General features: G+C 44.4%; 14 protein-coding genes. 3 read left to right on the top strand and 11 right to left on the bottom strand.

Features of this window, described 5'->3' with window-relative positions:
- Positions 1-118: 118 nt before the first annotated feature.
- A complete protein-coding gene (locus ACSSTM_RS02685) occupies positions 119-1,546 on the top strand; it encodes an aldehyde dehydrogenase family protein (RefSeq protein ID WP_095285238.1) in 1,428 nt (475 codons plus the stop codon).
- A 74-nt stretch (positions 1,547-1,620) separates the two neighbouring features.
- Here the strand turns inward: ACSSTM_RS02685 and ACSSTM_RS02680 are convergent, their stop codons facing one another.
- Complete coding sequence (locus tag ACSSTM_RS02680) at positions 1,621-2,019, bottom strand: DUF3221 domain-containing protein (RefSeq protein ID WP_420734950.1); 399 nt, start codon at positions 2,017-2,019, stop codon at positions 1,621-1,623.
- A gap of 275 nt (positions 2,020-2,294) precedes the next feature.
- On the opposite strand from ACSSTM_RS02680, the gene ACSSTM_RS02675 reads away from it, so the two are divergent.
- Both ACSSTM_RS02675 and cysI read left to right on the top strand, forming a co-directional pair.
- On the top strand, positions 2,295-4,115 hold the full coding sequence (locus ACSSTM_RS02675; protein WP_187704542.1) for an assimilatory sulfite reductase (NADPH) flavoprotein subunit: 1,821 nt from the start codon (positions 2,295-2,297) through the stop codon (positions 4,113-4,115).
- A gap of 36 nt (positions 4,116-4,151) precedes the next feature.
- A complete protein-coding gene (gene cysI / locus ACSSTM_RS02670; protein ID WP_106037707.1) occupies positions 4,152-5,870 on the top strand; it encodes an assimilatory sulfite reductase (NADPH) hemoprotein subunit in 1,719 nt (572 codons plus the stop codon).
- 30 nt (positions 5,871-5,900) lie between these two features.
- Here the strand turns inward: cysI and ACSSTM_RS02665 are convergent, their stop codons facing one another.
- The 10 genes from ACSSTM_RS02665 to ACSSTM_RS02620 form a co-directional block, all read right to left on the bottom strand.
- Positions 5,901-7,835, bottom strand: coding sequence for an AMP-binding protein (locus ACSSTM_RS02665; protein ID WP_095285242.1), 1,935 nt, complete (start codon positions 7,833-7,835; stop codon positions 5,901-5,903).
- 13 nt (positions 7,836-7,848) lie between these two features.
- Positions 7,849-9,372 carry an acyl-CoA carboxylase subunit beta gene (locus ACSSTM_RS02660; RefSeq protein WP_095285243.1) on the bottom strand — a complete coding sequence of 508 codons (1,524 nt, stop codon included), beginning with the start codon at positions 9,370-9,372 and terminating at the stop codon, positions 7,849-7,851.
- 18 nt (positions 9,373-9,390) lie between these two features.
- On the bottom strand, positions 9,391-10,173 hold the full coding sequence (locus ACSSTM_RS02655; protein WP_340876092.1) for an enoyl-CoA hydratase: 783 nt from the start codon (positions 10,171-10,173) through the stop codon (positions 9,391-9,393).
- A 14-nt stretch (positions 10,174-10,187) separates the two neighbouring features.
- Positions 10,188-11,096: a hydroxymethylglutaryl-CoA lyase gene (locus ACSSTM_RS02650; protein WP_034660849.1), complete on the bottom strand. Its 909-nt coding sequence runs from the start codon at positions 11,094-11,096 to the stop codon at positions 10,188-10,190.
- 11 nt (positions 11,097-11,107) lie between these two features.
- Entirely contained in the window at positions 11,108-11,323 is a 216-nt protein-coding gene (locus tag ACSSTM_RS02645; RefSeq protein ID WP_034660850.1) for an acetyl-CoA carboxylase biotin carboxyl carrier protein subunit, read from the bottom strand.
- Complete coding sequence (locus tag ACSSTM_RS02640) at positions 11,320-12,669, bottom strand: acetyl-CoA carboxylase biotin carboxylase subunit (protein WP_095285246.1); 1,350 nt, start codon at positions 12,667-12,669, stop codon at positions 11,320-11,322. Before ACSSTM_RS02640 ends, ACSSTM_RS02645 begins: the two co-directional genes overlap by 4 nt.
- A gap of 8 nt (positions 12,670-12,677) precedes the next feature.
- A complete protein-coding gene (locus ACSSTM_RS02635; protein WP_034660852.1) occupies positions 12,678-14,315 on the bottom strand; it encodes an AMP-binding protein in 1,638 nt (545 codons plus the stop codon).
- A 42-nt stretch (positions 14,316-14,357) separates the two neighbouring features.
- Positions 14,358-15,500: an acyl-CoA dehydrogenase family protein gene (locus ACSSTM_RS02630; RefSeq protein ID WP_420734905.1), complete on the bottom strand. Its 1,143-nt coding sequence runs from the start codon at positions 15,498-15,500 to the stop codon at positions 14,358-14,360.
- Between the two features lie 142 nt (positions 15,501-15,642).
- Positions 15,643-17,181: a glycoside hydrolase family 10 protein gene (locus ACSSTM_RS02625; protein ID WP_420734904.1), complete on the bottom strand. Its 1,539-nt coding sequence runs from the start codon at positions 17,179-17,181 to the stop codon at positions 15,643-15,645.
- Between the two features lie 24 nt (positions 17,182-17,205).
- A complete protein-coding gene (locus ACSSTM_RS02620; protein ID WP_095285249.1) occupies positions 17,206-18,012 on the bottom strand; it encodes a tyrosine-protein phosphatase in 807 nt (268 codons plus the stop codon).
- Between the last annotated feature and the right edge of the window lie 93 nt (positions 18,013-18,105).

Genomic DNA, 18,105 nt, shown 5'->3' with positions numbered 1-18,105 from the left:
ATCAGAAACTTTTTCTTTTGCAGTTTCTTCGTTTTAGATTTTTCACAGTGGGTACAGTTTTATATCAGCTGAAAACAGAATATTAAATGAATCACATATAAAAAGGAGACATGTCAGAATGAGAAATCAAGAGAAACATTTTATTAACGGAGAATGGGTTGCATCAACAGGAAACGAAACGACAGAGGTCATCAACCCTGCGACAGAAGAAGTCATTGGCACTATTAGCTTAGGAACAAAAGAAGATTTAGATAAGGCAGTGAAAGCAGCTCGTGCCGCCTTCCCTTCTTTCTCGAAAACATCTCGAAATGAACGCGTGAAGATGCTGGAAAACATTGTGCGCGGCTACGAAAAACGCAAGGATGAACTTGTAGAAGTGATGACACAAGAGCTCGGTGCACCGCTGAAAGTATCAGAAGAAGTTCATTATACAATGGGCTATGAACATTTTTCTAAAGCAGCGGAAGCACTTAAATCTTATACATTGACCGAGGACCGCGGCGGACATACCATTATAAAAGAAGCGATTGGCGTCAGCGGATTGATTACACCGTGGAACTTCCCAACGAATCAAACATCTCTTAAAATTGCGGGTGCCATTGCGGCAGGCTCACCAGTTGTCTTAAAGCCAGCGGAAATTACACCTTTTGCTGCGATGATTCTTGCAGAAATCATTGATGAAGCAGGCGTACCGAAAGGAGTCTTCAACTTAGTAAACGGAACTGGTGACGTGATTGGTGACGGTATTAGCTCACATCCTGATATTGACTTTGTTTCATTTACTGGATCAGGTGCCGTCGGCTCTAAAATTATGGAAAACGCGGCGGACAATGTGAAGAAAGTGGCTCTTGAGCTTGGCGGGAAATCCCCTCTTATCGTCTTAGATGATGCAGATGTGGATGCGGCAGCAGAAACCGCCATTCATCATATTGCGATGAATACAGGTCAAGTGTGTTCTGCAGCTACGCGTGTGCTTATTCCAGAATCAATGAAAGACAAGTTTGAAAAAGCGCTGCTGAATGCCCTGCCGAAGTTTACAGTTGGTGATCCGAGAGAAGATCACGCTACAGGCCCGCTTGTTTCTAAAAAGCAGTGGGATACTGTGCAATCTTATATTGAAAAAGGAATCGATGAAGGTGCTACTCTGCTTGCAGGGGGAACTGGAAAGCCGGACGGAATCGATAAAGGATATTTCGCCAAGCATACCATTTTCACCAATGTAAAAAATGATATGACCATTGCGCAAGAAGAAATCTTCGGACCGGTCATGAGTGTGATTACGTATCAGGACCTAGATCATGCCCTTGACATCGCCAATGATACGGTTTATGGCCTTGCCGGGTATGTTGTTGGAAAAGATGAAAAAACTTTAAAATATGTAGCTGAACATATCCGTGCTGGCCAAATCACCATTAACAATGCCGAAACAGATTACTTTGCCCCATTTGGCGGCTTTAAGCAATCTGGTATCGGAAGAGAATGGGGAGACTTCGGCATTGAGGAATATTTAGAAGTGAAAGCTGTGATGGGACTTCCAACGGCATAAATTGAGAAGGGAGAAAAACTCAAGGGTTTTTCTCCTTTTTTATTTGTGAATTTTAAGAAGTGCTCACTGCCCTCCTACTTATCCATAATGATTTTATATTTTTCGACCGTTGCTTTAGGAGGAAACGATTCTTGTAACTCATCAAACCAGATCTCAACCGTTTGACCCTGTACCAGCTCTTTAGTATCAACTTTCGATAAATCCATAATGATGAGATCATGTTTATACTTATCAATAAGAAGGTGAGTATTCAATGAATAATCGCTTTTTAGAGGGGTTTTATTGTTTATAAGAAGTAAACCAGTCTCCTCTTTACTCAGCAGTATGCCTTTTTTTGAAAATGATGCTGTTGTTTTATTCTTATTGTATGAATCTTTTATATTTCCTTTTGGAGAATTGCACGCTACTAATAAAATGAGAAAAATCAAGATGACAAGCCGAAAACATTTTATGTTTTTAAACTTTAGCTGCATCAACTTTCATACACCCCCTTTTCAATTCTTCACGATAGCTTCTTCATGCTAGCATTCTCAGAACAAAACGCCTATTTTTCTTAAGGTGCTTTATAAGTTAAGCTGATTTACCTTCAAGTCCATTCACCTTGTAAAGGTATTAGAAATCTTAATCATGACAATCAATATTATATATTTTACTTAATGGCAAACTTTCGGTAAAGTTCAAATTGAACCTATATATATAATTCCTATCGAATTAATCTATGTTTATATTCCTTGTGAGGTGGATATCGTTGCAACTTCATGTATTGAACAGTCCGTTTAGTCAGCAGCAGGCAGAGCTACTCAATCAGCTGCTTCCGACTTTAACAGATCAACAAAAAATTTGGCTTACCGGTTATTTATCAGCACAGGCAGCTCTAGCCGGATCAGAAACGGCCGCTCTGGCCCCTACTCCTTCTGCCGCAGCCCCTGCGCAGCCTGTCAGTAAAGATGTGACCGTACTTTATGGCTCGCAAACAGGCAATTCTGAAGGATTAGCGAAAAGGGCAGCGCAGCATCTCGAGGAGAAAGGTTTTCAAGTGACGCTCTCTTCTATGTCAGATTTTAAACCAAATAATCTGAAAAAAATACACAATTTACTGATGATCGTCAGCACACATGGCGAGGGAGATCCGCCTGATAATGCCCTTTCTTTCCATGAATATGTTCATGGTAGACGTGCGCCAAAGCTCGATCATTTAAGCTTTTCTGTTCTTTCGCTTGGCGACAGCTCTTACGAATTCTTCTGTCAGACTGGAAAAGAATTTGATGAGCGCCTCAAAGAACTTGGCGGAACGCGTCTTATAGGCCGAGTGGATTGTGACCTTGATTATGATGAGCCGTTTTCTGAATGGCTTCAAGGGGTGACATCGGCACTTAGCGAAGGTGAAGCCGCAGCATTCCCGCAAGAATCAGCAGGAGCAACCAACCAAACAGCAGCTTCTGAATACTCAAGAACGAATCCTTTTTATGCGGAAGTTCTTGAAAATATCAACCTAAATGGCCGCGGCTCTAACAAAGAAACCCGCCATTTGGAGCTCTCTCTTGAAGGATCAGGACTTGTTTATGAGCCGGGTGACAGTCTTGGTATTTATCCAACAAATGATCCTGCGCTTGTTGATGAACTGCTCACGACATGCGGATGGAATGCAGAGGAAGCCGTAACCGTGCATAAAAATGGTGACACTCTTCTTTTGAAAGAAGCACTCACCTCGCACTTTGAGATTACAGTATTAACAAAACCCCTTCTTCAAAAGATGGCGGACTTTACAAAAAGTGAAGCCCTCCATGCCCTTTTAGAAGAAGGGAATGAAGAAAAGTTAAAAGCGTATATAGCAGGAAGAGATCTAGTAGATGCTGCGCGCGATTTTGGTCCTTTTGAAGGAACAGCCGCAGATTTCACCGCTATTTTAAGAAAAATCCCTGCACGCCTTTATTCGATTGCAAGCAGCCTGAAAGCCAATGAAGAAGAAGTTCATTTGACAATAGGTGCTGTGAGATATGATGCACACGGGAGAGAACGGCAAGGTGTCTGCTCCATCTTATGTGCGGAGCGCTTAGAGCCAGGTGATACACTGCCTGTTTATATCCAGCACAACCAAAACTTTAAGCTTCCTGAAAACCCTGATGCACCGATCATTATGGTGGGACCAGGCACAGGTATCGCTCCTTTCCGTTCGTTTATGCAGGAACGAGAAGAAATCGGTGCAAACGGAAAGTCATGGCTATTCTTCGGTGATCAGCACTTTGTGACGGATTTCTTATATCAAACTGAATGGCAAAAGTGGTTAAAAGATGGTGTCTTAACGAAAATGGATGTGGCTTTTTCAAGAGATTCAGAGGAAAAAGTATATGTCCAGCACCAAATGAAGAAACAAAGTAAAGAATTATTCGAATGGCTGGAGCAAGGTGCCTATGTATATGTCTGCGGAGATGAAAAACATATGGCGCATGATGTTCATGGTACCCTTCTATCGATCATCCAAGAAGAAGGTGCGATGAGTAAGGAGAAAGCAGAAAGCTATTTAGCCAATTTGCAGCAGCAAAAACGCTATCAGCGTGACGTATATTGATGGATTTGATGCTTGAAAGAAAGGAGTTTTTACGACATGGTGAAGACAGCATTAACAGCGCCGGATGGACCTCCGAGCGACGTAGAGGAAATCAAAGAAAAAAGTGATTATTTACGGGGTACGTTAAAAGAAGTGATGCTTGATCCGATTTCAGCGGGAATTCCTGATGATGACAACCGCCTGATGAAGCATCACGGCAGCTATTTACAGGATGATCGAGACCTCAGAAATGAACGGCAAAAACAAAAGCTTGAGCCAGCCTATCAATTTATGCTGCGCGTACGCCTGCCTGGCGGAATCGCCACATCCAAGCAGTGGCTAGTGATGGATGAGCTTGCTCACAAATACGGAAACGGTACGTTAAAGCTGACTACTCGTGAAACCTTTCAGCTTCACGGTATTTTAAAATGGAATATGAAAAAGACCATTCAAGACATCCATTCGACTATGCTTGATACAATTGCTGCTTGCGGCGACGTGAACCGGAATGTGATGTGTACATCAAACCCCTATCAATCAGAAGTGCACCATGATGTATACGAGCTGGCCAAAAAATTAAGTGATGACCTGCTTCCGCAAACGAGAGCGTATCATGAAATTTGGCTTGATGAGGAAAAGGTTGCGGCAACGCCTGATACAGAGGTTGAGCCGATGTATGGTCCGCTTTATTTGCCAAGAAAATTCAAAATTGGTGTGGCGGTCCCTCCTGCTAACGATATTGATGTCTTTTCGCAGGATTTAGGCTTCATTGCGATCATCGAAAATGAGCAATTGATCGGCTTTAATGTCGCAATTGGCGGTGGAATGGGCATGACGCATGGTGATACAGCGACCTATCCTCAGCTTGCAAAAGTGATTGGCTTTTGTACACCGGAACAAGTTGTAGAGATTGCGAAACAAGTGATTACCATTCAGCGTGACTATGGAAACCGTTCGGTGCGAAAAAACGCCCGCTTTAAATATACAGTGGACCGCCTTGGTCTTGAGAATGTAAAAGAAGAGCTGGAACGCCGCCTAGGATTTGCCCTTTTAGACGCAAGAGATTATCGCTTTGATCATAACGGAGACCGCTATGGCTGGGTAAAAGGCATCAATGGCAGATGGCATTATACGATGTTTGTAGAAGGCGGACGCATCACAGATTATGATGATTATCCGCTGATGACGGGCATTCGTGAAATAGCAAAGATTCATACAGGTGACTTCCGCTTAACAGCGAATCAAAATTTGATCATTGGAAATGTCACTTCTCATAAAAAGAAACAAATCGAGCAGCTCATTCAGGAGTTCGGTTTATCAGATGGCCAGCAGCACTCTGCACTGCGCCGCAGTTCAATGGCCTGTGTTTCTCTTCCAACATGCGGCTTAGCGATGGCAGAAGCAGAACGCTACCTTCCACGCTTGATTGACAAAATTGAAGAGATTGTCGAAGAAAACGGCTTAAGTGATAAAGAAATCACGATTCGAATGACTGGATGTCCAAATGGATGTGCCCGCCATGCGCTAGGTGAAATTGGCTTTATCGGCAAATCACCTGGCAAATACAACATGTATCTTGGCGCTGCGTTTGATGGCAGCAGATTAAGTAAGCTGTACCGTGAAAATGTTGGTGAGGAAGACATTTTAAACGAGCTTGGCTCTCTGCTCCCTCGCTATGCAAAAGAACGAGAAGACCAAGAACATTTCGGTGATTTTGTCGTTCGGGCAGGGATTGTCAAAGAAACAACAGATGGCACGAATTTTCATGTGCAATAGAAAAAGACAGGACACTCTCCTGTCTTTTTTTTATGGATTCTGTTTCCGTTTCAAGTATTCGCAAATGCTTTTGTACACATGAGGGTTTTCTAAAGAAGAAAGATCTAGTGAAGGCTGCTGTTCATAGGCTCCTTTTAATAAACGCCGGACGATTTTTCCGTTTCTTGTTTTCGGTAAAGTTGAAATGAGATGAATTTCCTTTGGCATGAGAGCTTTTCCCGCGTGTGAACCAACATGTGTTTTGAGCTCTCGAATCAGTTTTGCTTCGTCACAAGATTGTGAGCTAGTCACGATGAAGCACACGAGTGCCTCCCCTTTCACCTCATCCTTTACCCCAATTACAGCTGCCTCGTGTACGGCTGGATGTCCGACAAGAATGGATTCAATTTCTGCTGGACCGACACGTTTTCCTGCTGAATTAATGACATCATCCGATCTGCCCGTGATATGGAATGTGCCATCCGCTGATTGCATCACCCAATCCCCATGTGTCCACACCCCATCAAATCGTCTGAAATACGTGTCTTCATATCGCCCCGGATCTTTCCAAAAACCACATGTCATGCCGACCCATGGCTTTTTCAAAACAAGTTCTCCTACTTCATTTATGACGCTCTGACCTGCTTCATTATACACATCTGCCGCCATTCCTAAGATCGCCGCATTAAAAAGAACTGGTTTGATTGGGCGAAGCAGCGTACTTCCTACAATTCCACCAGAGACCTCTGTTCCCCCTGAATAATTTAGGATCGGAATATGCTTTTGACCGATTTTGTCAAAAAGCCATTGCCATGGTGCTTCATTCCACGGTTCACCTGTAGAAATGATGGCTTTGACATGCGGCAGCTGAATACCTGAAAGGTTTTGCTGCATCGCAGACCGAACAAAAGTAGGTGAAAGTCCAAAATGGGTGACTTTTTGCTCGTGGATGAATGACCAGAGGTGCTGTTCATCAGGATAATCGGGTGCACCGTCATATAAAACGATTGCAGCTCCATTGATCAAGCCGCCAAAGACGAGAAATGGCCCCATCATCCAGCCCATGTCTGTGAGCCAAAACAAACGGTCTCCTTTTGCAACGTCCATACAAAGACCGGCGTCAAAAGCAGCTTTTACAGGGAAGCCTGCGTGTGTATGGACAGCTCCTTTTGGCGTACCAGTTGTTCCAGAAGTGTATAAGATCATGAGAGGCTCTTCATTTGTGAGATAGGTCGTTTCACTTATCGGATCTTCTTTTAACAAATCGTTTAGCCTGATATCTCCTTCATATTCAGTATGAGAGGGAGTGTGTACAATGACGGTTTTGACAGTGTCTGTTTTGTGAATCGCATCTGCCGCACATTCCCGCATATTGATCGTCTTCCCGCGTCGCGTCATGTCGGAGCCTGTGACGACAATGGTTGCACCTGCCGCACGAATACGCACGGCAAGAGGCTCGCTTCCATATCCGGAGAAGACGGGGCTAAAGATGACACCAATTTTTGCAAAGGCTAGCATGACAGCGACCGTTTCAGGAAGCATCGGCATATAAATGACCGCCACATCTCCTTTTTGAAGCCCATTCTTCAAAAAACCAGCAGCGAGGCGATTAACCTTTTCCTGAAGTTTGAGATACGTCCATCTCCTCTCAGCCCCAACTTCATTTCTCCAAATCACGGCTGGCTGATGCTGTGTCTCTTCGTTCTCTGCCCATTTGTCCACGGCCGTTTCGGTCACGTTTAGTTGACCGCCTTTATACCACTTCGGCCACATGAATGAATCTTGCCCTAATGCGGCTTCATATGGCACCTTCCACTTGATGCCGACCGCCTTTTCAGCTTCTCTCCAAAACCAATCGGTCCGCTCAATACTAGCTTCGTAGAATGCTTCATAAGTAGAGAAACCAAGTGAGTGCATCCATTTGTAAAGACGTGTATGTTTGACCTTCTGCTCTTCCGGTACCCATGCTGGTTTCAGGTTCATCATAAGGATGCCCCCTTTAGACCGGATAGACCGGATGTTTTCGTCTTGTAAATGTCATCTCTTTTGAGGAATAGGCTTGTAATCGATGACAAAGCTCAGCTCGCAGGTGGTCAAACGGGATGACGCCATCGACAATCATTTCAGAGGCAAGCTCATATATATTCATATCTTCCTGATATTCCTTACGTTTCTCTTGTATAAATGCAGCTCTCTCTTCGGCAGGCAGCTCGGCAATTTTATTCGCATAGACAGCATTCACAGCCGCTTCTGGCCCCATGACAGCAATTTGCGCCGATGGAAGAGCAAGACAGCAGTCTGGTTCAAACGCTGGCCCTGCCATTGCATATAACCCTGCACCGTATGCTTTACGCACAATGACCGATATTTTCGGAACAGTGGCCTCTGACATAGCGGAGATCATTTTCGCCCCGTGTCTAATAATGCCGGCTTGTTCCACTTTTGTTCCAATCATAAATCCCGGTATATCCGCAAGAAAAAGGAGCGGGATATGAAAGGCGTCACATAGCTGAATAAACTTGGCGGCTTTGTCAGCTGAGTCATGGAATAACACCCCGCCTTTCACCCTAGGCTGGTTGGCAATAAGACCAACAGGCTGACCATTCATGCGGCCAAAGCCTGTAATCAGCTCCGCGGCAAACAGTTTTTTGATTTCAAAAAATGACCCTTCATCAATGAGTAAATCAATGAGCTGATACATATCAAAAGGGGTATTCTGCCCCTTAGGAATAAGGTCTTGGATGGTCAACTCAGATGGCTGAGGTGCTTTTGCGGCTGCCCGTTTTGGTTTCTCTGTATAGTTGGCAGGCATGTAGGTTAAATAGTCGCGAGCGATTTGAATGGCTTCTTCCTCTGTTTTAGCTAAAATATCACCACATCCAGAAATGCTGCAGTGCATGTTTGCCCCGCCCATTTCTTCTAGTGATACTTTTTCTCCAATCACCATTTCGGCCATTCTCGGAGAGCCTAAATACATCGAGGCATTCCCTTCGACCATAACGACGATGTCACAAAAAGCAGGAATGTAAGCACCTCCTGCCGCAGAAGGACCAAATAGTAAACAAATTTGCGGGATACGTCCAGACAGCTTCACCTGGTTATAAAAAATGCGCCCCGCGCCCCTTCTGCCTGGAAACATGGCAATTTGATCGGTGATTCTTGCACCCGCAGAATCGACTAAATACAGCATCGGGCAGTTGAGCTTTTCCGCTGTTTCTTGGATTCTAATGATTTTTTCTACCGTTTTGACGCCCCATGATCCAGCTTTGACGGTAGAATCATTCGCCATGACGCAAACTGTTTGCCCATTCATCCGCCCCGTCCCTGTGACAACCCCATCTGCTGGTAAATGTTGATCTTTACACTCGGCAAACATGGCATCCTCAATGAAAGAATCCTCATCTAATAACAACTGGAGCCGGTCACGGACGAACAATTTTCCTTTTTCTTTGTTTTTTTGATGGTATCGTTCGGCTCCTCCTTTTACAATCCGCTGTTTTTTCACTTCATATTCTTCGATCATGCCCATTCCCCTTTCTTGCTAGTTGCCTCTGTAATGAGGCGTTCGTTTTTCTTGGAAAGCTTGAAGTCCCTCCATTCGATCTTCTGTATCAATGAGCCGTACATAGGCTTCGTATTCCTTCATCAGACCTGTACGTAAATCATGATCAAGGCTCATTTGAATCGCTTGTTTCGCTTCTTTTAAAGCAATTGGACCGTTTTTGGCGATTTGTTTTGCGAGAGAAATGGCGTCATCCATAAGAGAATCTGCTAAAGAGAGGTGCTCAATCAACCCGATTTGAATGGCTTCTTCAGCTTGTAATGAACCACCTGTGAAAATCAGTTCTTTTGCTTTACCGAGTCCAATCAGGCGCGGAAGCCGCTGGGTTCCTCCGGCTCCTGGTATGATGGCTAGTCCAGTTTCTGGCAGGCCGAGTCTTGCTCCGGCTCGTGCGATGCGAAGATCACAAGCCAGTGCGAGCTCAAGGCCTCCGCCGAGTGCGTGTCCATTCATCACGGCAATGACAGGCACAGGAAGGGAGTCAATTTCTGTAAAGGTTTGCTGAATCGACAGAACCGCCGCTTTTGCTTCTTCTTCTGTCATCAATCGTCGCTCTTTTAAATCAGCTCCTGCGCAAAAGACGTTAGAACCAGCTCCTGTAATGAGCAGACAGCGGATGCTTTCATCGTGTTTGATTTCTTGAATGATTTGATTGATCTCCTCAAGCATCGCAGCGGATAGGGAATTCGCTTGTTTCGGCCTGTTTAAGGTCATGATCCCAATCCGTTCATCTTGTATCATAAAATTAACCAATGATGTCATGTCACATTCATCCTTTATGAAGTAGTATGAGAGTGAAAAGCACGTAAACAATGACTAGGCAGGGTTCGATCTACTTTTGTTTCGATCCATTCTGCCGCTTTTATCAATGCAGGAAAATCGATATTGGTTTCGGTTCCTAGTTTTTGAAGCATATGCACTACATCTTCTGTCGCGACATTTCCGCTAGAGCCAGGTGCATATGGGCAGCCGCCAAGCCCGCCGCTAGAGGAGTCAAATGTTGTGATTCCCGCTTTTAATGCCGTATAAATATTGGCAAGACCCATCCCCTTCGTATCGTGAAAATGTAGAGCGATTTTATCAGCAGGAAAACGTTCAAGTAAAATGTCTAATCGCCTTTCTACTTGAAGCGGATGGGCTTCTCCAATGGTGTCGCCGAGTGATATTTCATCAATGCCATAAGAGAGCAGAATATCCGTTAACCGCAGAACTTGATCCATTGGCACTTGATGTTCATAAGGGCAGCCAAACACGGTAGAAATATATGCGCGCGTGATCTTTCCTGCTGCTTTTAAATCAGCTGTCATTTGTTTGATGACAGGAAGTGTTTCGTGGATGGATTGATTCATATTTTTTTTGTTATGTGTTTCACTCGAAGAGATAAACATAGCGCCTGCGTCAAGATTTGCTTCAAAAAAGTGAGCCAAGCCTTTTTCATTAGGAATGAGTGCTGCATAGGTGATGTTGTCATTTTTGTGTAAGGATTGAGCTAACTCTTTGGCGTCTTTTAAGGCTGGGACCCATTTAGGATGAACAAATGAGGTGACTTCAATATAAGGGAGCCGGGCTGCTGTGAGCAGTTCAATCCACCTTTGCTTCTCGCTTGTGTCCAGCCAAGTGGATTCATTTTGCAGTCCGTCCCGCGGGCCGACCTCTCTGATAAGTACACGCTTTGGTAATGCCATCTCGCTCCCTCCTATTCTGTCAGCTCTAGAAGGACCTCTCCTTCATCGACAAATTCCCCCTCTGCCTTATACACTTTGCTGATGACACCAGCCTCTTCTGCAACAATTGGAATCTCCATTTTCATTGATTCCAAGATAGCGACCTCCTGCCCTTTTTGCACTTCATCGCCTTGTTTCACAAGAAGCTTCCATAAGTTTCCGGCCATTTGTATCGTGACCATTTTCATGAACGGTTCCCCTCCCTTTTTTTCATGAGAAAATCGGTTGTGATGCTGCCATGTAAGAAAGCAGAAGATCCAGCCATTTCCCTTAAAAGCGGTAAGTTGGTTTTGATCCCTTCTATTTCATATGCTTGTAACGCCTTTTTTAATCGTTCTATTGCAAGTTTTCGTGTATCACCGTAAACAATCATCTTCGCAATCATTGGATCGTAATATGGGGTAATGACGCTCCCGCTTGTCACACTTGATTCATGGCGTATATAGGGAGCTTCTGGCATAAATAGCCGAGTGATTGTTCCTGGTGACGGATAAAAGGTAACGGGGTCCTCCGCATAGATTCTGACCTCGATGGCATGCCCAATTTGATGAATATCCTCCTGAATGAAGGAAAGCGGCTCTGATGCAGCGATTTTCAGCTGCTCCTCGACAAGATCAATACCTGTAATTTCTTCTGTGACAGGGTGCTCTACTTGTAATCTCGTGTTCATCTCTAGAAAATAAAACTGTTGGTTTTGATCGACTAAACATTCAATCGTCCCTGCGTTTTCATAGCCAATGGCTTTGGCTGCTTTGACGGCCATTTGTCCCATCTGTTGTCTCACTGATTCATCGAGACAGGCGGCAGGTGCTTCTTCGATGATTTTCTGGTGTCTTCTTTGGAGTGAACAGTCGCGCTCAAATAAGTGAACCCCATGGCCGAAGGAATCAAAAAGGACTTGAATTTCAATGTGCCGCGCGTCTTCAATGACCTTTTCCATATAAAGCGTCCCGTCGTTGAAAAAACTTTGCGCTCTTTTTTGATTTCCTTCAAAAGCTTTATGCAGCTCCTCGTCATTTCGCACAAGCTGCATGCCAATTCCCCCGCCTCCGCTTGATGCCTTGAGCATGATCGGATAACCGAGTGACTGGGCTTTACTGACTCCTTCTTCTGCGTCATGGAGCGGGGCTGAAACGCCTGGTACAATGGGAATCCCCGCATGGTCCATCGTTTTTCTCGCTTCAATTTTATTCCCCATTCGCTGAATGACCTGTGCGGATGGTCCAATAAAAATAATTCCTTCGCTGCGGCAGCGTTCAGCAAAGGCCGCATTTTCTGATAAGAGGCCATATCCAGGATGGATGGCATCTGTATTTGTCTGCTTGGCAACCTCGATGATCACTTCCATGTTTAAATAGCTTTCAGATACTTTCGCTCCTCCAATCAGATAGGCGCTGTCTGCTTCTTGCACATGAAGCGCATGCTGATCTGCCTCTGAATAAACAGCCACGGTGTTGATCCCGAGCCTTTTACAAGTCCGAATAATTCTACGAGCAATTTCGCCTCGATTTGCGATCAGTACTTTTTTGAACATCGCTGCCCTCACTCCTTTATTAGATCAAGCGCCTGTTTTTTCAGACGAAATTTTTGAATCTTCCCTGATGCGGTCATCGGATACTCGTCTGTGATGAAAAAATATTTTGGAATTTTGTAGCGAGCCATTTGTGACTGACAATAGCTGGTTAATGACTCAATCGTCACCGTATGACCTTGTTTGAGCCGAATGAATGCGGCGGCTTCCTCTCCATAGGTCTCGTCAGGAATACCAACAACCTGTGCATCAAGAATGGCTGGATGCGTGTAAAGAACGTCTTCAATCTCTTTTGGATAAACATTTTCCCCGCCTCTAATGATCATATCTTTCAGCCGTCCTGTGATTTTCACATAGCCATCCTCATCCATCTCTGCTAAATCTCCTGTATGAAGCCACCCGTCCTCATCAATGACTTCATTTGTGGCTTCTTCATTTTTATAGTAGCCTTTCATCACATGATAGCCTCTTGTACACAGCTCGCCTTGTTCTCCTCTTGGTACTTCATCCGGCGTACCTGGGGCGGTGATTTTTACCTCGATGTGAGGAAGTGCCCTACCTACCGTTTGAACCCGCCTTTCAAATGAATCATCCGTTCTAGTTTGGGTAATGACAGGTGAGCTTTCGGTTTGACCGTAGGCAATCGTGAGCTCCTTCAGTCCCATTTGTTCAATGACTGCTTTCATCACATGGGATGGGCAAAGAGATCCTGCCATAATGCCTGTTCGTAATGTGGACAGATCGTATTGGTGGAAATTCGGATGATCAAGCTCTGCAATGAACATTGTCGGGACGCCATGAAGAACAGTGCACTTCTCTTGTTCCACTGTTTGAAGGACTCGCTCTGGGTGGAAAGATTCAATTGGAATGATCGTGCCTCCTTTTGTGAGACAAGCAAGTACGCCAAGAACAGATCCAAAGCAATGAAAGAACGGCACGGGGATACACATGCGGTCTTCATGGGTGAGCTTCATGCAATCTGCGATCTGACTGGCATTGCAGACGATGTTTGTATGGCTGAGCATGACGCCTTTTGGGTAGCCGGTTGTGCCAGAGGTATATTGCATATTAATAACGTCATCAGGCGCCAGCTCATCCATTCGTTTCTCCCATGCATCATCCTCCATTCTTTTAGCAGCAGCTTGAATACTGTCCCAGCTGCGCATGCCCTTTGGCGTGTGCTCGCCAATATATACGACACTTTTTAAATATGGAAATGATGATGAACTGATCTCGTCTTGATGAGCTGTTTGAAGCTCTGGAATGAGGTTTTCAAGCATCCTGACATATGATGTCTCTTTAAACCCGTCAACGATAAACAGCATGCTGCTATCAGAATGCTTTAGTAAGTAAGCGAGTTCTTGTGATTGAAAGTTCGTATTCACGGTGACAAGAACGGCTCCAATGGAGGCGCAGGCGAATTGCAGCATGAGCCATTCAGGGACATTAGGTGCCATGATGGCGATATGATCCCCTTTTTGAACCCCTAATGCCATAAGACCTTTCCCTGTTTCCTTGACCTCTCTAAAAAACGCTTCGTATGAATAACGTAATGAACGTTCTGGATACACAATGGCTTCATGTGCTGGGTGCTGCTCCTTTTTCTCTTTTAATAGGGAGCCGATCGTTTGTGGATGAATCGACATCATGATTTTCCTCCTCCATCAATGGTAAGCGTTTTCATAACAGGATTAAGCTAACAATTGTCTTGCGATGACTAAACGCTGAATTTCAGAGGTGCCTTCTCCGATTTCCATGAGCTTGGCATCTCTCACAAGCCGTTCTACCCCGCACTCTTTCATGTAGCCTGTTCCTCCGTGAATTTGGACAGCATCGAGACTTGCTTTTGTCGCCATTTCCGAAGCGAAAAGCTTGGCATAGGCAGCTTCTTTTGTAAATGGTTTTCCATGATCTTTCAGCCAGGCGGCTTTCCACACCATTTGTCGAGCAAGTTCTATTTGCATCGCCATATCTGCCAGTTTAAATTGAATGGCTTGAAAGGACGAGAGGGTCTGCCCAAATTGCTTTCTTTCCTTTGCATAGGAGAGAGAAGCATCTAGTGCAGCTTGCGCGATACCAACAGATAAGGCAGCAATTGATATGCGCCCCCCGTCTAATGTATATAAAAATTGCTTGAAGCCTTTGGCTGGGTCTCCTAATATATGATGTGCTGGTACACGTACGCTGTCTAAAATGATTTCAGCCGTATCTGAACCGCGCACCCCCATTTTGTCGTATGGATTTGTAATGGACAGCCCTTTTTGACCTTTTTCTACAATGAAGGCGGAGATGATCGGGCGGCCGTGCTCATCATGATCCGTGACAGCGGTGACGATAATGGTTCTGGCAAAATTGGCATTTGTGATCCAGCACTTCTCCCCGCTAATCACATACTCTTGTCCGTCTTTGACCGCTTTTGTTTTCGTCCCTTTTGCATCTGACCCTGCATTTGGCTCTGTTAATCCGAAGGAACCGAGTGCTGTTCCAGATGCCAGCGGGACAAGGTGATCCATCTTTTGCTCCTCTGTACCGAAGTAATAAAGCGGGCTTGCGCCTAAGGAAACGGCTGCGGCATAGCTAAGACCTGTACTGGCACACTGTTTTCCTATTTCTTCTACAGCGAGCGCATATGAGATTGTATCTCCTCCTGAGCCTCCGTATTTCTCTGGAAAAGGGATGCCCATCAAACCGAGCTCTCCCATTTTTTGAAAAGTTTGGACCGGGAATACAGCCTGTTCATCAATGGTTTGAGCGAGTGGAGCAATTTCTTCCTTGGCGAATTCTTTGACCATCTGCCGGATCATTTGTTGTTCTTTCGTTAATTCAAAATCCATCATGTTTCCCCCTTTGGCTCTTTTCTATCATATTTATTAATCAAGTGGCTGCTTCATGCCAAGCTTGGCTGAATTCAGAATATTAAAACAAAAATAATAGAAAAAAGCATGAACGAAGAAAATCCTCATTCATGCTTTTTCGTTATCTCACTTTTATTGTAGAAGGCTTGCTTTCGTGATGAAGTCGATTGAGAGCCGTTACTTTGTAAGTATCACTCTTATTCTGATGAACTGAAAGATTTTTGACAGATGTCAGCGTGCCGGCTTCTTTTCTAACGGTTTGCAGCAATTCATATGTTCCTTTCGTCGTCAAGCGATAGACCGCGTAATAGGATGCGGTAGATTGTGGATCATTTTTGATCTGTAAAGCCGCACCCTCTGCTGTCTTTTTAATAGATTGAATGATTGGTTTTTTTGGCGCTTTCTGATGAAGCCAAGGCATTTCTGGAATGAGAGTCGGTTTACGGTAAGCATCTTCTATCAATCGATTTTTGACATTCAAAGGGTTGCGATTGATATCCTTTAGGCTAAAGTGCATGCTTCCCTGCACGAGAGGCGACTGTCTGTTCAGTTTGATCTGCCGAAAGTATTCTTCTGGATCAGACCAAGCAGGATCACTGTTTTGATTAATTTTATACGTCGCCTGACCAATGTACAGGTGAACAGGCTCTCCCTTCACTTCATTTGACCACCATTTTGTTAGCACATCGTATGCGGCTGCCTGAAAGCCGATGCTCCAGTAAATTTGCGGGGTGACATAATCGATATCGTGCTGCTGAATCCACTCTCTTGTATCAGCATACAAATCATCATAGTTGGTCATCCCTGCTGTGGTGTTTGAACCAGTCGGATCATCCTTTATGTTGCGCCAGACTCCAAATGGGCTAATACCAAACTTCACATACGGCTTTACTTTCTTCACGGTGTCGTTGATTTGCTTGACCAATTGGTTCACATTATCTCTTCGCCAATCTTCTATATGCGTGAATGCCTTTTTTCCATATGTTTCATACGTTTCTTGATCTGGAAACGGCACACCGGCTATTTTATTCGGGTAAAAATAATCATCCATATGCACTGCATCAATATCGTAGTTTTTCACGACTTCTTCTATGCCGCCGACAATGAACTCCTGAGCTTTAGGAATGCCTGGGTTGTAATAAAGCTGATTCCCGTACGCAATGGTCCAATCTGGATGTTTTTTTGCAGGGTGATCGGCTGATAAACGGCTGAGGTCGGTATGATTCATTGTGATTCGATACGGGTTAAACCAAGCGTGAAATTCGAGCCCGCGTTTATGAGCTTCTTCGATCATGAATTCAAGCGGGTCATACCCGGGATCTTTCCCTTGTGTCCCGGTCAAATATTCGGACCACGGGCCGTATGCCGAAGGATAAAAGGCATCTGCTGTCGGTTTAATTTGCATGATCACGGCATTCATATTCATCGCTTTGATCTCATCTAACAAATGAATAAACTCTTGTTTCTGCTCTTTGACAGGCAGTCCTTTCTTTGAAGGCCAATCTAAGTTATAAACCGATGCGATCCATACCGCGCGCATCTCTCTTGTGCTTTCAAGCTTCCCTTTTGGCATTGGACGAGCTAGACTGCTAGAAGGAATCAATAAGAATACAAACATCAAAATTAGTGTTAGACACGTCATACTGATTTTTTTCAGCATTTTTTGCATCACCTCATATTCAGTTTATTCCGCTTTTTGAGATCGAATGCCAGCAGATGGTGTCAGCAGGATGTTTTTCATTTCCTTGAGCTGAGCTTCAGGTATTTCGCAAGCCTCGATTAAATATCGCTCTGTACTTCCGTATGTCGCCATCATCTCGTTTAGCACATCTTCCAGATAATCTTGCTGCACACCGAGAAGCGGTTGAATTTGCTCTTTTGACACCCGGTATAAACTCATCATGCGGACAAATCGCTGCTGCCTTCTGACAAGCATTTTCACACCTTCATTGGAACGCATATATTCACTTAAAACGGCCGGCATCGGTACACCTGCTGCTAATTGAATAAGGGCAGATAAAAAGCCTGTCCGGTCCTTACCGCTCGTGCAGTGAAGCATCAGCGGGTAATTGCTCTTATCTGAAAGCAGTGAGAACAGCTGCTGAATCTCTTCTTTACGCTCTGTGAGCATACTTTGATATAAATCTTTCATAATCGGTGTAAATGAGAGAGATTTCCCTTCAGTTGTCAGCATACGAAACATGGTCCACTTACTTGGCATCTTACTGTCTGGCTGCATCGGGATATGAACGATTTTGTTGTGTTCCTTGATTTTTGGCGGATGTGATTTGCGTTCTGAGCTTGTTCGGAGATCACAAATGGTTTGAATCCTAAGCTTTGAGAACGTCAACATATCTTGTTTTGTGAGACGCGATAGATCTGCGGATCGATAAATCATTCCCTGCCTGATCACCATCTCACCTGTTGTTTGAAGTCCCCCTACTTCTCTAAAATTCGCAAGCTTTGAAAATGGGTTGTTTGATTGATTCATAGAAGTGAAAATCCTTTCCGTTACGTTCTTTTCTCTATCATACGCTTTTATTGAGATGGGGAAAAGAGAAGCCATTTGGTATAATGGAAAAAG

The sequence above is a fragment of the Bacillus sp. RK1064 genome, from assembly GCF_051488405.1.
Classification (GTDB): domain Bacteria; phylum Bacillota; class Bacilli; order Bacillales; family Bacillaceae; genus Bacillus.
This window is presented reverse-complemented; position numbering and strand designations above follow the sequence as displayed.

What these genes read in the sequence shown, in the direction of transcription:
- ACSSTM_RS02635 (WP_034660852.1), bottom strand. Translation starts at nt 14,315, where the DNA reads ATGATGTCGATTCATCCACAAACGATCGGCTCCCTATTAAAAGAGAAA.
- ACSSTM_RS02660 (WP_095285243.1), bottom strand. Translation starts at nt 9,372, where the DNA reads ATGATCGAAGAATATGAAGTGAAAAAACAGCGGATTGTAAAAGGAGGA.
- ACSSTM_RS02625 (WP_420734904.1), bottom strand. Translation starts at nt 17,181, where the DNA reads ATGCTGAAAAAAATCAGTATGACGTGTCTAACACTAATTTTGATGTTT.
- cysI (WP_106037707.1), top strand. Translation starts at nt 4,152, where the DNA reads ATGGTGAAGACAGCATTAACAGCGCCGGATGGACCTCCGAGCGACGTA.
- ACSSTM_RS02645 (WP_034660850.1), bottom strand. Translation starts at nt 11,323, where the DNA reads ATGAAAATGGTCACGATACAAATGGCCGGAAACTTATGGAAGCTTCTT.
- ACSSTM_RS02685 (WP_095285238.1), top strand. Translation starts at nt 119, where the DNA reads ATGAGAAATCAAGAGAAACATTTTATTAACGGAGAATGGGTTGCATCA.
- ACSSTM_RS02640 (WP_095285246.1), bottom strand. Translation starts at nt 12,669, where the DNA reads ATGTTCAAAAAAGTACTGATCGCAAATCGAGGCGAAATTGCTCGTAGA.
- ACSSTM_RS02655 (WP_340876092.1), bottom strand. Translation starts at nt 10,173, where the DNA reads ATGACATCATTGGTTAATTTTATGATACAAGATGAACGGATTGGGATC.
- ACSSTM_RS02680 (WP_420734950.1), bottom strand. Translation starts at nt 2,019, where the DNA reads ATGCAGCTAAAGTTTAAAAACATAAAATGTTTTCGGCTTGTCATCTTG.
- ACSSTM_RS02630 (WP_420734905.1), bottom strand. Translation starts at nt 15,500, where the DNA reads ATGGATTTTGAATTAACGAAAGAACAACAAATGATCCGGCAGATGGTC.
- ACSSTM_RS02665 (WP_095285242.1), bottom strand. Translation starts at nt 7,835, where the DNA reads ATGATGAACCTGAAACCAGCATGGGTACCGGAAGAGCAGAAGGTCAAA.
- ACSSTM_RS02620 (WP_095285249.1), bottom strand. Translation starts at nt 18,012, where the DNA reads ATGAATCAATCAAACAACCCATTTTCAAAGCTTGCGAATTTTAGAGAA.
- ACSSTM_RS02650 (WP_034660849.1), bottom strand. Translation starts at nt 11,096, where the DNA reads ATGGCATTACCAAAGCGTGTACTTATCAGAGAGGTCGGCCCGCGGGAC.